This is a genomic window from Novosphingobium oxfordense, from assembly GCF_044029435.1.
Classification (GTDB): domain Bacteria; phylum Pseudomonadota; class Alphaproteobacteria; order Sphingomonadales; family Sphingomonadaceae; genus Novosphingobium.
On the sequence record NZ_CP147005.1, the window covers coordinates 921,510 to 934,302 of the forward strand.

Consider the following 12,793-nt stretch of genomic DNA (forward strand, 5'->3'; position numbering starts at 1 on the left):
TGGGATGGCCGACACCGGCCCGATCATCTCCCTGCGCGGGATAACCAAGGTCTTCGGCAGCGGCGAGACGGCGTTCCGGGCGCTGAAGGGCGTGGACCTGGACATCGTGGCGGGCGATTTCGTTGCGGTGATGGGGCCGTCCGGCTCCGGTAAGTCGACGATGATGAACATCCTCGGCTGTCTCGACGTGGCGACTTCGGGCGAATACCGGTTCCACGGGCACCATGTGGAAACGCTGGACCGCGACCAGCGCGCGCTGCTGCGGCGCAAGCACCTTGGCTTCGTATTCCAGGGCTTCAACCTGCTGGCGCGCACATCGGCGTTGGAGAATGTGGAACTGCCCTTGCTCTATCGCGGAGACGCCAAGCAGGACCGTCGCAAGATGGCGCTGGATGCGCTGGACCGGGTGGGCCTTGCCGACTGGGCGGGCCACACTCCGGGCGAGCTTTCCGGCGGCCAGCAACAGCGCGTGGCGATCGCGCGCGCCATCGTCACCAATCCCGAGGTGCTGCTGGCGGATGAACCCACCGGCAACCTGGACAGCCAGCGATCGGTGGAAATCATGGAGTTCCTTTCCACGCTCAACCGCGATTCCGGGATCACCGTGCTGATGGTCACCCACGAGCCGGACATGGCCGAATTCGCCCGGCGGATCGTCCATTTCAAGGATGGCCTGATCGACCGCATCGATCAGGGCAGCGCCATCGTTTCCGACACCGAAACGGGGGCACCGGGCTGATGCTGGGCACGATCTTCCTCCTCGCCCTGCGCTCCATCCGCCGCCACGTGCTGCGATCGCTGCTGACGATGCTGGGCATCGTCATCGGCGTGGGCGCGGTTGTCTCGATGGTGACGCTGGGCAAGGCGACGACGGCGGCGGTGACGCAGCAGATCGCGGCGCTGGGCACCAATATCCTGCAGGTTCGCCCTGGGCAGGGCTTCGGGCGCGGCGGCGGCGGTTCTACCCCGCGCGATTTCGAACTGTCCGATATCGCGGCCATCCGCCAGCAGGTCGGCGGGGTGACGGCGGTGGCGCCCTCCGTCTCTTCCAGCGCGACCGCGATCTTCGAAGGTGCGAACTGGTCCACCACGATCAACGGCACCACGTCGGACTACTTCAAGATCTCCCCCTGGCCCCTGCAGGAAGGGCGGCTTTTTTCGGCGGATGAGGAATCCGCCGGCAAGGCGGTGTGCATCATCGGCTCCACCGTATCGCGCAACCTGTTCGGCAATGCCGATCCGGTGGGCAAGCGCTTCCGCATGGGCAATGTCAGTTGCGACGTGATCGGCCTGCTCAGCACCAAGGGGCAGGCCGGCTTCGGCGGCGATCAGGACGATACCGTGATCATGCCGCTCAAGACCGTGCAGCGGCGCTATCTGGGCACCACCACGATCCGGACCATCCTGGTCGGCATCGATGACAACTATTCCAGCGAGCAGGTGCAGTCGACGCTGACCAACCTGCTGCGCGAACGGCGCCGCATCACGGCGGGCAAGGAAGACGATTTCAATATCTTCGACACCAAGCAGATATCGGACACGCTGACGCAGACGACCACGATGCTGACCCAGATCGTTGCCGCCGTGGCCGCGATCAGCCTTGTAGTCGGCGGGATCGGCATCATGAACATCATGCTCGTCTCGGTGACGGAGCGCACGCGGGAGATCGGGATCCGCCTTGCCATCGGCGCGGTGGCGAGCGAGGTGTTGATGCAGTTCCTGGTGGAGGCGATCGTGCTGTCCTGTCTGGGCGGATTGATCGGGCTGGTGCTGGCCCAACTGGTGGTGGCGGTGGCGGTGCCGCTGATGAATGTGCCATGGATATTCGATCCCGCGGTCAACCTTGGCGCATTCGCGGTTTCGGCGGCGATCGGGGTGATCTTCGGCTACTTCCCGGCGCGACGGGCGGCCAGCCTCAATCCTATCGACGCATTGCGACACGAATAGCACTTCACACGAAGGAGGCGGCAGATGCGCGGACTGATCGTGGGCATGGCGAACGACCAGTCGCTGGCCTGGGGCTGTGCGGCAGCCTTGCGCGCCGATGGCGCGGAACTGGCCGTCACCTACCAGAACGACAAGGCCCGCCGTTTCGTGGAACCGCTGGCGCAGGAACTGGAAGCGCCGATCTTCGCACCGCTGGACGTGACCGACCCGGCGCAAGTGGAGGCACTTTTCGCCGAGATCGCAGCGCGTTGGGGTGGGCTGGACTTCCTGCTCCACTCCATCGCCTTCGCGCCCCGGCAGGACCTTCACGGCCGCGTCGTCGACAGTTCGGTGGAAGGGTTCTGCACGGCGATGGACGTCTCCTGCCACTCGCTGATCCGGCTGGCGCGCCATGCCGAACCGCTGATGAAGGAAGGCGGTTCGATCCTGACGATGAGCTTCTACGGGTCCGAGAAAGTCGTGCCCGGCTATGGCCTGATGGGGCCGGTGAAGGCCGCGCTGGAGGCCAGCGTGCGTTACCTTGCGGAAGAGCTTGGGCCGCAGGGCATTCGCGTCAACGCCCTGTCCACCGGGCCGGTGCGCACGCGGGCCGCATCGGGGCTTTCGCATCTGGACGAGCTGATCCGTCTCGCCTCGGACAAGGCGCCGCTGCACCAGTTGGTGACCATAGAGCAGGTGGGTCACATGGCGGCCTTCCTGCTGGGGCCGAAGGCGCGCTTCGTCACCGGGCAGACCGTCTATGTCGACAGCGGATACAACGTGATCGGCGGTTAGAGCAGTTTCCGATCCGATCGCATCGGATCAACCGCTCTAAGTTCCTGGTTTTCCGCGTTTTCCGAGTCATCAGGTGATTCCACCTGATTAGAAAACGCTCTAGTTGAACATCCGGGGATAGCGTTCCACGAACCGGTGCAGCCAATCCTTTCGCCCCTCCTTGCGGGCGCGCAGCAGGTAGATCAGGCCGCCCAAGCTGGCGATGAGCGCGCCGATGGTATCGACGATCAGGTCCCACATCGTGTCGGTCAGCCCCGATGGATCGCCCAGCATCGGCTTTTGCATGGTCATCCCGAAGATCTGGTCCATCGCGAACTCGAAGATTTCCCATAGGGCGCCCAGCGCCACCGCGAAGCAGAAGGCGAAGAATGCCAGGAACGCCGGGCGCAGGGCCATGTCCACGGCCTCCGTCTCGTTCAGCAGATAGAGCAGGAGGAAACCCAGCAGCCCCAGCAACACGCCCGAGCATGTGTGCAGTACCAGATCCCACCACCAGAACCTGCCGTAGAAATCGCGAAACTCGCCCAGGAACAGCGTCGCGAAAATGAAGATCACGGTGCAGACCTGGATTTCCACCGGAACGATGGCGATCACGCCGCGCCGATGGATCACCGGCAAGGCGATCACCAGCATCAGGGCGACGACCAGCACGGCCTGCACCCACCGTGCTGACCACAACAGGCCGGCAAGTTCGAAGGCCATCGCCGCCAGCATCGCATAGGTCACCAGCGCCTGCTTGCGGCCGATGGGGTGGGGTTCCTCGGTCATGCTGTTCCCTGCCGGCGTTTCGGGGCACCGGGATGCAACCATTCGCGGGGCGGACTTGCAAGCGTGACCTCGCTCCGCAGATGCGATAGGTCATTGGAGAGCGATCGATTTTCATCGGAAGAACCAGGATGCAGCAGGGCCCGATCATCGCCACAACCGATCTCAGCGCGCGCAGCGACCGCGCCGTGGACCGGGCTTTCGAACTGGCCCGCGATCTTGGCAGGCCCGTGAAAGTGGTCCACGTCGTGAAGTCCGAAGGGCACGCCGGGCTGAGTTCCGGGCAACTGGAACACCGCGTGCGCGAAACCCTGCCGGACCTTGGCGATGGCGCCGCGATACTGCTGCCGCAAGGCTCGCCGCCGGCAACGATCGCCAGAACCGCGGTGGAGGAAGGGGGCGCGCTGATCGTCGCCGGCGTGGCGCGCTACAATCAGATTTCCGATTATTTCCTGGGCACCGCAGTCGATTACCTGATCCGCCATGCGGACGTGCCGGTGCTGGTGGTGAAGCAGCGCCAGCGCGGGCTCTATCGGCGCATCCTGATTCCCACCGATTTCGGCGCGGCGTCTAAAGCGGCGATCCTGGCGGCAGCCCGGCTGTTCCCGCAGGCGGCGATCCGCGTGGTCCATGTCTTCCATGTCGGCTTCGAAGGCTGGGGCGTGGCCGAGCATGTGCGCGAGGAGACGCTGGCCCGCGCAGAGGCCGGAATGGCCGAATTCCTCGGTTCCGACGATTTCGCCGGAATCGCGCCGGGACGCATCGAGCCGATACTTGCCAATGGAGAGCCGGAGACGGCGTTCGGGCAGGCGATCGAGGACTATGAGCCCGATCTTGTCGCGCTGGGCACGCAGGGCGGCGGCGGCCTGCGGCAGGTGACGGTCGGCAGCCGGGCATCCTCTCTGCTATCGTGGGTTCGGCCGGACACTCTGGTCGTGCGGCTTCCCGCCGATTGAATGACCCAGGCTCCTGCACATGATGCCCTGATCGCTGCGTGGCTGGCTGCCCGATCGATCGGACGCGGCCTGCCTTTGCCCCTCGCCGATCGAGGCGGGCTGCGGGTGGATACGAACTTGCCCGCAGAGAGGCGCCGATGGGTCTTCGCGCAGCGCTGTGACGGATTGCGGGCACTCGGCCGCGAAGTGTCGCAACCGCAGCATTTCCTGAAGCTCTGCGGGGCGGCGGATGATCTGCTGGCAGAGCTGACGCCTGCATGGGTTCTCCAGCCGCAAGGCTACTTCATGATCGCGCAAGCTCCGAAGGCGGCGTCAAGGCCGCTGCCGAACGGCTACCGCCTTCAGATCGACCGAGATGGGCCGACCACCGCCGTGCGCATCGTGGCCGAAGACGATGCGCTGGCGGCCAGCGGCTATGCCGTGGAGGCGATGGGCGTCTTCATCTACGATCGGATCGTGGCCGATCCCGGGCACCAGAGGAAGGGCCTGGGCAACATCGTCATGCACACGTTGAAGGGGCACAGGGTCTCGACGGCAGCGCCCGAATTGCTGGTCGCGACCGAGGAAGGGCGCGCGCTTTACGAATCTTTGGGCTGGTCCGTCCTCTCGCCATTCTCGACGGCGGCGATCCCGGCCTGAAGGTTCGGCGTCTTTCGGCGAGGCGCTAGAGTGTTTTCTAATCAGGTGGAATCACCTGATGACTCGGAAAACGCGGAAAGCCAAAAACTTAGAGCAGTTCCTCGAACCAGCCGAGCTTGCGCATCAGCGCCTTCTCGCCTTCCAGCACGAAGAATATCGCCACGCCAATCGCGATCAGCACGGCGCCGTCGCGGATCGAGAGCGGGTGCGTGTGGAATATCTTCTGCAGCGGCGGGGCATAAGTAAACGCCAATTGCGCCACGACGGCGATGGCGATGGCCCAGAGCACTGCCGGCGTGCCTTGCAGGCCGGTGAAGCTCAGCGATCGCATGTGGAGGTAGCGAACGTTGAACAGGAAGGCGATTTCCGCGATCACCAGCATGTTCACTACCATGGTGCGCGCTTCCTCCACTGTGTCGCCCATGCGTTGTGCGCCGAAGAAAATGGCCAGCAGCACGGCGGAAAACAGCACCGAGACGGAGATCACGCGCCAGAGGAGGAAGGCGGACAGCAGCGGAGCGTCGCGCCGACGGGGAGGGCGCTCCATGATCCCCGGCTCGGCAGGTTCGAACGCAAGGACGAGGCCGAGCGTCACTGTCATGACCAGATTGATCCAGAGGATCTGCGTTGCCGTCATCGGCAGGGCAAAGCCGACGAGGATGGCCAGCACCACGGCGATCGCCTCTCCCCCGTTGGTCGGCAGGGTCCAGGCGATCACCTTGCGGATATTGTCGTAGACGGTGCGCCCTTCGCGCACGGCGGCGACGATCGAGGCGAAGTTGTCGTCCAGCAGTACCATCTCCGCCGCCTCTCGCGCGGCCTGCGTGCCGGCGACGCCCATTGCGGTGCCGACATCGGCCTGCTTGAGGGAAGGGGCGTCGTTCACCCCGTCCCCGGTCATGGCGACGATGGCGCCGCGCGATTGCTGCGCGCGCACGATGCGCAGCTTGTGTTCGGGGCTGGCGCGCGCGAAGACCGCAGTGCGCGGCACGGCCTCTGCCAGTTCCTCGTCGCTCATCGCCTCGATCTGCGTGCCGGTCAGCGCCTTGGGATCGTCCGCAAGCGCCAGTTGCCGCGCGATGGCCAGCGCGGTTCCGGCATGGTCGCCGGTGATCATCTTCACCGCGATCCCGGCGGAGCGACATTCGGCAATCGCCACGCGCGCTTCTTCGCGCGGGGGATCGATGAAGCCCATTAGGCCCAGCATCGTCGCGCCGTGCAGCAGCGCGAAGTCCAGCCGGTCGACGCCTTCGGGCAATGCGCGCATGGCGAAGCCCAGTACGCGTTCCCCTTGGTCGGCGGCGCGCGCGATGCCGCGATCCCAGTCTTCGGCCAGTTCCGCCGATCCGCCGAGGGCCAGCACCGCCTCCGGCGCGCCCTTCACGAAGACCGTGTTGCGCCCGGCATCGTCGCGGCAGAGCGTCGCCATCAGGCGATAGGTGGCATCGAACGGGATTTCATCGATACGCCGCCACTCGCGGCGGAGGCGATCGTCATCGATCCCCGCCTTGCGGGCCAGCGCGATCAACGCGCCTTCCATCGGGTCGCCCGTCACCGTCCAGGCGCCGTCGATCAGTCGCAAATGCGCATCGTTGCAGAGTGCGCCGCAGCGCAGGATGTCTTCGGCGGAGGCAATTGCCGCTTCGGGATCGTCCCCGGAGAGAGGCGCGATCGTCCCTTCCGGCAAGTAACCGGCACCATCGACGCGAAGTTCACGTTCACCGGCGATCACGCGGGTTACCATCATCTCGTTGCGGGTGAGGGTGCCGGTCTTGTCCGTGCAGATGACCGAAGTAGCGCCCAGAGTCTCCACCGCCGGCAGTTTGCGGATCACCGCCTTGCGTGCAGCCATGCGCTGAACGCCGATGGCCAGCGTGATGGTGATGACGGCGGGCAACCCTTCCGGCACCGCCCCCACGGAGAGGGCGACCACGGCGATCAGCGCGTCCACCTTGTCGAAATCGCGGAAGGTCACCGCGAAGAAGTAGAGCGCCACGCCGCACAGGAAGATCACCAACGTCAGGCGAGAGGCAAATCCGTCGATCTGGCGCAGCAAGGGCGTGACCAGTTCGGGCACGGCACGCAAGAGTTTGCTGATGCGGCCGATCTCGGTGCCGGTGCCGGTGGCGACGACGACCCCGCTCGCTTGCCCGCGCGCGACGAGCGTGCCTGAATAGGCCATGGGCGTACGGTCCGCCAGCGGGGCATCGGCCTCCACCGGCGCTTCCACTTTCTCCGCCGCTACCGATTCCCCGGTCAGCGCGGCTTCCTCTATGGCGAGGCCGCGCACGCGGATCAGGCGCAAGTCTGCGGGCACGCGATCTCCCGCCTCCAGCATCACGACGTCGCCGGGCACCAGCGTGCTGGCGTCCACGCTTTCGCGAATGCCCGCGCGCACGACATGGGCATGGTCGGAGACCAGGCTTTCCATCCCGCTCAACGCCTTTTCGGCGCGGCCTTCCTGCACGAAGCCGACCACCGCGTTGACCACGACCACCGCCACGATCACCAGCGCGTCGATCGCGTGGTTCAGCAGCAGCGCGGCGATGGCGGAGGCCAGCAGGAAGTAGATCAGCGCATTGTTGAACTGCGCCAGTAAGCGCAGCACCGGGCTTCTGCCGCGCGTGACGGGCAGGGCGTTCGGGCCATGGACGGCGAGCCGGCGGGCGGCTTCTTCCTCGCTCAGGCCGTCTGGCCCGGTTTCCAGTGTGGCAAGGGTTTCGCCGATATCCAGGGCATGCCAGTTGCGAAGCGTGTCAGTCTGCATCGAACCTCCCGGGGGGACGGAAGCGGTGATCGAACGGCGATCCGGCAATGCAAGGCCGGCAGGATCCCTTTCAGGCCCGTCGCAGCGGGACGGCGCTTGGGAGAATATATGGCCGGGCAATATACAACGCCCGGCGTGGCAAGCTTAATGCCATGAAATAACTTGGCATTGGATCGTGACGAAGGCAAGGCGGGCTTCACTCAGAAACATGCCGAAGGCGCTTTCCGCAAGGAATTCGCCTCGTGCTGTTCTTCGGGGTTTCGCATTTCGAACCCGAATTTCTCTTGCCATTCTTTCGTTTCTTGGGCGTTCAGCCTGTGAGGTGCGAGCGCGGCCTGCGGTGAAGCAATCTGCGCTGCGCGGCCCCGAACTGATGGCGATCAGGCGGGCAGTTCTGCGCGGATAGTTTGGAAATCCAAGTGAAAATGCGCAGTATCGATTGACGATCGCAAGATCAGGGCGCAGTCTGCGCGGCACGTGTTCTGCTCGTAATTCGATGATCTTTCGTAATTCAGGACTTTCGGTGCGTCCGGGATGGTCTTGGGCGGCTGGGCGAGTTCAGGAGGTAGGCATGGGCTGGATTATCGCGTTGATCGTGGGTGGTGTTGCCGGTTGGCTGGCCAGCCTTGTCATGAACCGTGATGCGTCGATGGGCATTCTCTGGAACATCGTCGTCGGTTGCGTCGGTTCGGTGATCGGCAATTTCGTTGCCAATCGGTTCGGCATCGGCGGATCGGTCAAGGAATTCTCTCTGACCGGCCTGATCATTGCCTTTTTCGGCGCGGTGATCCTTCTTGCCATCGTCAATCTCGTGCAGCGCGGCAAAGTGCGCTGAGGGAACGGGTTTCGGCGTGGATTTGCAGAGGACCGGATGAAAGCAGGAACGGGGCTGAAGCCCGGCAAGTCACGGATTTTGGCCGCGTCGCTGGTATTGGCAATTACGAACTGGGCGGGTCCGGCACTCGCGCAGGGTGCCAAGGCGACATCGCCTGCTGAATTCGCGCGGCGGATGGAGCATCTCAAGCCCGGTGAATGGGTTTGGGCGCCCACCGTCTCGCCTTCCGGACCGGTGATGGTCTACGTCGATCTCTCCAAGCAGATCGCGCTGGTCTACCGCAACGGCGTGCGCATCGCCGCCACCACGGTGTCCAGCGGCAAGGACGGCCATGCAACGCCCACCGGTGTCTTCACGATCCTTCAGAAGGATGCGAAGCACCGGTCCAGCAAATACAACAATGCGCCCATGCCCTATCAGCAGCGGCTGACATGGGATGGCGTGGCCCTGCATGCGGGTGGACTACCGGGCTATCCCGAAAGCCATGGTTGCGTGCACATGCCTTACGAATTCGCGCGCGAACTGTTCTCGATCACCAAGCTGGGCGTGACCGTGGTGGTGGAGGGTGACGCCGCCACGCACATGCGCACCAGCGACAACAGCCTGCTTGTCCCTTTCGACAATAAGGGGCGGCCCACCTCCCACCTTCCGCTGAACGGCAGCGAGCCATACCGCTGGCAACCGGAATTGCAGCGCGAAGGGCCGCTTTCGATCATCGTGTCGAAGCTGGACCAGCGCGTGGTCGTGCTGCGCAACGGGACCGAGATCGGCCGCAGCGTGGCGGAGATCGCGGACGACGATCACGGCAGCCACGTGATCACGCTGATCACCCGCAACGGCAAGCCGGAATGGGTCTATGTCGGCCTGCCCGGCCATGCCGAGGATGACGGGCGCGTGGTAGACGAAGCCGTGCTCAACCGCCTGCGCCTGCCGCGCGGTTTCTATGAGAAGGTCAAGGCTGCGCTGTCGCCGGGGGCCACTATCCTGGTCACCGACTCGCGCGTGGGGGCGGAGCCGCTTGAACATCTCACCGTGATCGACGCGGTGAAACCCACCCCCTGACAGGCAGGTCGAAGCGTTTTCCGATCGGATCGGCTTGCGGCCAGCACACATCGTCGATGGCAATCGACAGCGTCGCCGGGGATTGTAAGGTCATGAACCGTCTCCCTTGAAATTCTTCATGACTTCAGGAGAACTTGCGTGAAGATCGCCGTTTTCAGCACGCGCCCCTATGACCGTGAATTCCTGGAACAGGCCAACGAGGATGCTGGCGGGCGCCATCGTTTCTCGTGGTACGAATCCCGGCTTGGCGCGGCCACCGCCGATCTGGCGCGCGGGCACGACGCCGTCTGTGCGTTCGTCAACGATCACCTCGGGCGGGAGGAACTGGCGATATTGGCCGAACAGGGCGTTCGCCTGATCGCGCTGCGCAGCGCCGGGTTCAACAATGTGGACCTTGATGCCGCGCGGGATTTCGGCATGGAGATCGGCCGCGTGCCGGCCTATTCGCCCGATGCCATCGCCGAACATGCCGTGGCGCTGATCCTCTGCCTGAACCGCAAGATCCACAAGGCCTACGCCCGCGTGCGGGAAGGCAACTTCGCGCTGGAGGGGCTGCTGGGCTTCGACCTGAAGGGCAAGGTGGCGGGCGTGATCGGCACCGGCAAGATCGGCATCAACGTCGCCCGCATACTCAAGGGTTTCGGGTGCGAGGTATTGGCCAGCGATCCGTTCGAGACGCCCGAACTGGCGGAGATCGGCGGCCGCTACGTCCCGCGTGAGGAATTGATGGCGACGTGCGACATCATCACGCTCCATTGCCCGCTCACGCCGGATACGCGCCACCTGATCAATCGGGAGGCGATCGGAACGATGAAGCCCGGCGTGATGCTCATCAACACCAGCCGCGGTGCGGTGATGGATGCCCGTGCAGTGATTGCCGGGCTGAAAAGCGGGCGGATCGGTTTCGTCGGCCTCGACGTCTACGAGGAAGAGGAGGACCTTTTCTTCGAGGATTTGTCCGAACAGGTGATCCGCGACGATGTCTTCGTGCGGCTGATGACGTTCCCGAACGTGCTGATCACCGGGCACCAGGGCTTTTTCACGCGTGAGGCCATGTCGGCGATCGCGGGCACCACCATCGGCAACATCAGCGCGTTCGAGGATACCGGTGCGCCGCTTTATCCGGTTCGGGTCGAACGCCGGAACTGACCCGTGGCGGGGTTTGCGCTTCTTCCCATTCTCGTCCTGATGGTGCTGATGATCGTCCTGCGCTGGTCGGCGGCGGCATCGGGCACGCTGGCGGCAGTGACGGCGGCGGTCGTCGCGGTTGTCGCCTTCCAGTTCGGAGAGACGCCGGCCGATCTGGCCGGGCCGATCCTGGAGGCGGCATTCACCGCCGCGACCATTCTCTGGATCATCTTTCCCGCGCTTTCTATCCACGAATACCAGACCCGCGTCGGCGCCACGACGGTGATCGGTGAGTGGCTTTCCTCGATCTCCCGCGATCCGGCGGCGACGGCGCTGTTGCTGGGGTGGTTCTTCGCGATGTTCCTGGAAGGCGCCTCTGGCTTCGGTACCCCGGTGGCGATTGTCGCGCCGATGCTGGTGGCGCTGGGCATTCCTGCGCCGCGCGCGGTGCTGGTGGCCTTGCTGGGGCATGTGGTGGGCGGATCGTTCGGGGCGGTGGGCGCGCCGATGGTTCCGCTGCTGGAAGCGGCCATGCTGGATGAGCGGCGGCTGTCGCTGGAAATCCTGCTGCTACATGCCTGCCTGGGTTGGATGATGACGTTTTTCGTCGTCCACTATGCGACGATGGAGCAGGGCGCCGGCGGGGCCGTGCGGTCCGGCTTGCCGCATGCGCGCAGGATCGCCTTGATCGCCGCGGCATGCTTCTTTGCCGCCGCCGCCCTGATTGCCGCGCTTACCGGGGCGGAACTGCCGACGCTGGGCGGAGCATTGCTGGGCGGCGGATTGTTCGCGGCGTGGCTGCGGCGCGGCAGGGCGGCCTCTACCAAGGCTGGGCCGGGCGCGAAGGCGGTGGTGATGGCGGGCCTGCCATACGTGGTGCTGGTCCTGCTGATCCTGGCCAGTCGGCTGATCGATCCGTTGCGCACCGCCTTGCGCGCGAACCGGATCGAGTGGACGTACGGCACTGGCTTTGGCGATGTGATGCTGCCGTTCTACCATCCCGGCACAATGCTTTTCGTGGCCTTTCTGGCGACGGCGATAGTGCATCGATCCTCTCCTTCGGTGATGGGGGCGTCCATGGTTGCGGCGGCGCGCCGGATGCCGCCGGTCGCCCTCGCGCTGGTCGCCGTGCTGACGCTGGCACGGTTCATGGTGCATGGCGGCTTGATCGACGCGCTGGCCGTCGGCGCGACGACGCTGTTCGGCCGGCTTTGGCCGCTGGCAGTGCCGCTGGTGGGGGCGCTGGGTGCCTTCGTTACCGGGTCGGGAACCGCTTCCAACATCATCTTCGCCAACTTCCAGGTCGCGGCGGCGGATGCGGTGCGGCTGCCCTATGGGCTGGCGCTGGCAGGGCAGAGCGTCGGTTCCGCAATCGGCAACATCATGGCGCCCCACAACATAGTGGCCGGCACGGCGACGGTGGGCCTTGTCGGGCGGGAGGGGGAGACGCTGAAGCGCACGGTGCCGATCTGCCTTGGCTACACGGTGGCGGCGGGCGTGCTCATACTTTTGCTGCAGGCCGTGCTGCCCTAGACCGGCCGAAGCGAACAACAGGCGTCTACCAGAGTGCGACGTTTTTGTTTTTGTTTACGGGGCGCTAACCATTTTTTCGAAATTTGTCCGCCATTTTATTTCGCATTCGCTTGAGCGGTGTTGACTTGTTCATTGCGATGATTGTCTTATCCATGCAATATTTGGCGGCGACAGCGCGTGTCAGGGCATGCGTTGTGCTTGATAAGGCTGACATGATGGCGGCAGGCGTTGTCCCGGATTTCATCGTTGGATCAATGGCGAGCCACCGCACTGCTCAATTTTTTCCGCCCGTTTTTCCGCCCGTCTTTCCAGGCGTTTCGCGGCAGATGATTGTTCGTCTGCCCGCAAGGGAGTGCGTCGCAAGAACCTGAAGCATCTTCGGTTCTC

12 protein-coding genes are annotated in these 12,793 nt (G+C 64.6%); 10 read left to right on the forward strand and 2 right to left on the reverse strand.

All coding sequences use genetic code 11. From position 1 onward, the window contains the following. Nucleotides 1-4 precede the first annotated feature (4 nt). The 3 genes from WBP07_RS04185 to fabI are packed head-to-tail and all read left to right on the forward strand — an operon-like array spanning nt 5 to nt 2,721. Nucleotides 5-739: an ABC transporter ATP-binding protein gene (locus WBP07_RS04185; RefSeq protein ID WP_395394440.1), complete on the forward strand. Its 735-nt coding sequence runs from the start codon at nt 5-7 to the stop codon at nt 737-739. After that, nucleotides 739-1,947 (forward strand): ABC transporter permease, encoded by a 1,209-nt coding sequence (locus WBP07_RS04190; RefSeq protein WP_395394442.1) that lies wholly within the window; start codon nt 739-741, stop codon nt 1,945-1,947. Before WBP07_RS04185 ends, WBP07_RS04190 begins: the two co-directional genes overlap by 1 nt. A gap of 24 nt (nt 1,948-1,971) precedes the next feature. Continuing rightward, nucleotides 1,972-2,721: an enoyl-ACP reductase FabI gene (fabI, locus tag WBP07_RS04195; RefSeq protein ID WP_395394443.1), complete on the forward strand. Its 750-nt coding sequence runs from the start codon at nt 1,972-1,974 to the stop codon at nt 2,719-2,721. A gap of 99 nt (nt 2,722-2,820) precedes the next feature. On the opposite strand, the gene WBP07_RS04200 is transcribed toward fabI, so the two are convergent. Next, nucleotides 2,821-3,489: a hypothetical protein gene (locus tag WBP07_RS04200; RefSeq protein ID WP_395394445.1), complete on the reverse strand. Its 669-nt coding sequence runs from the start codon at nt 3,487-3,489 to the stop codon at nt 2,821-2,823. 128 nt (nt 3,490-3,617) lie between these two features. Here WBP07_RS04200 and WBP07_RS04205 point away from each other — a divergent pair, with 128 nt between their 5' ends. Together WBP07_RS04205 and WBP07_RS04210 are read left to right on the forward strand one after the other, a co-directional pair. Next, the gene (locus tag WBP07_RS04205) at nt 3,618-4,442 is read left to right on the forward strand and encodes a universal stress protein (RefSeq protein WP_395394446.1); all 825 of its coding nucleotides are present in this window, start codon (nt 3,618-3,620) and stop codon (nt 4,440-4,442) included. After that, nucleotides 4,443-5,081 carry a GNAT family N-acetyltransferase gene (locus tag WBP07_RS04210; RefSeq protein WP_395394447.1) on the forward strand — a complete coding sequence of 213 codons (639 nt, stop codon included), beginning with the start codon at nt 4,443-4,445 and terminating at the stop codon, nt 5,079-5,081. A gap of 88 nt (nt 5,082-5,169) precedes the next feature. Here WBP07_RS04210 and WBP07_RS04215 read toward each other — a convergent pair whose 3' ends face one another. Beyond that, nucleotides 5,170-7,848 (reverse strand): HAD-IC family P-type ATPase, encoded by a 2,679-nt coding sequence (locus tag WBP07_RS04215; protein ID WP_395394448.1) that lies wholly within the window; start codon nt 7,846-7,848, stop codon nt 5,170-5,172. 571 nt (nt 7,849-8,419) lie between these two features. Between WBP07_RS04215 and WBP07_RS04220 the strand changes: the two genes are divergently transcribed. The 5 genes from WBP07_RS04220 (at nt 8,420) to WBP07_RS04240 (ending at nt 12,777) form a co-directional block, all read left to right on the forward strand. Continuing rightward, complete coding sequence (locus tag WBP07_RS04220; protein WP_395394449.1) at nt 8,420-8,683, forward strand: GlsB/YeaQ/YmgE family stress response membrane protein; 264 nt, start codon at nt 8,420-8,422, stop codon at nt 8,681-8,683. Nucleotides 8,684-8,719: 36 nt separating this feature from the next. Then, complete coding sequence (locus WBP07_RS04225; RefSeq protein ID WP_395394451.1) at nt 8,720-9,745, forward strand: L,D-transpeptidase; 1,026 nt, start codon at nt 8,720-8,722, stop codon at nt 9,743-9,745. A gap of 138 nt (nt 9,746-9,883) precedes the next feature. Then, a complete protein-coding gene (locus WBP07_RS04230; protein WP_395394452.1) occupies nt 9,884-10,894 on the forward strand; it encodes a 2-hydroxyacid dehydrogenase in 1,011 nt (336 codons plus the stop codon). 3 nt (nt 10,895-10,897) lie between these two features. Further along, nucleotides 10,898-12,406 carry an L-lactate permease gene (locus tag WBP07_RS04235; RefSeq protein ID WP_395394453.1) on the forward strand — a complete coding sequence of 503 codons (1,509 nt, stop codon included), beginning with the start codon at nt 10,898-10,900 and terminating at the stop codon, nt 12,404-12,406. Between the two features lie 110 nt (nt 12,407-12,516). Next, nucleotides 12,517-12,777: a hypothetical protein gene (locus WBP07_RS04240; RefSeq protein ID WP_395394454.1), complete on the forward strand. Its 261-nt coding sequence runs from the start codon at nt 12,517-12,519 to the stop codon at nt 12,775-12,777. Nucleotides 12,778-12,793: the final 16 nt, after the last annotated feature.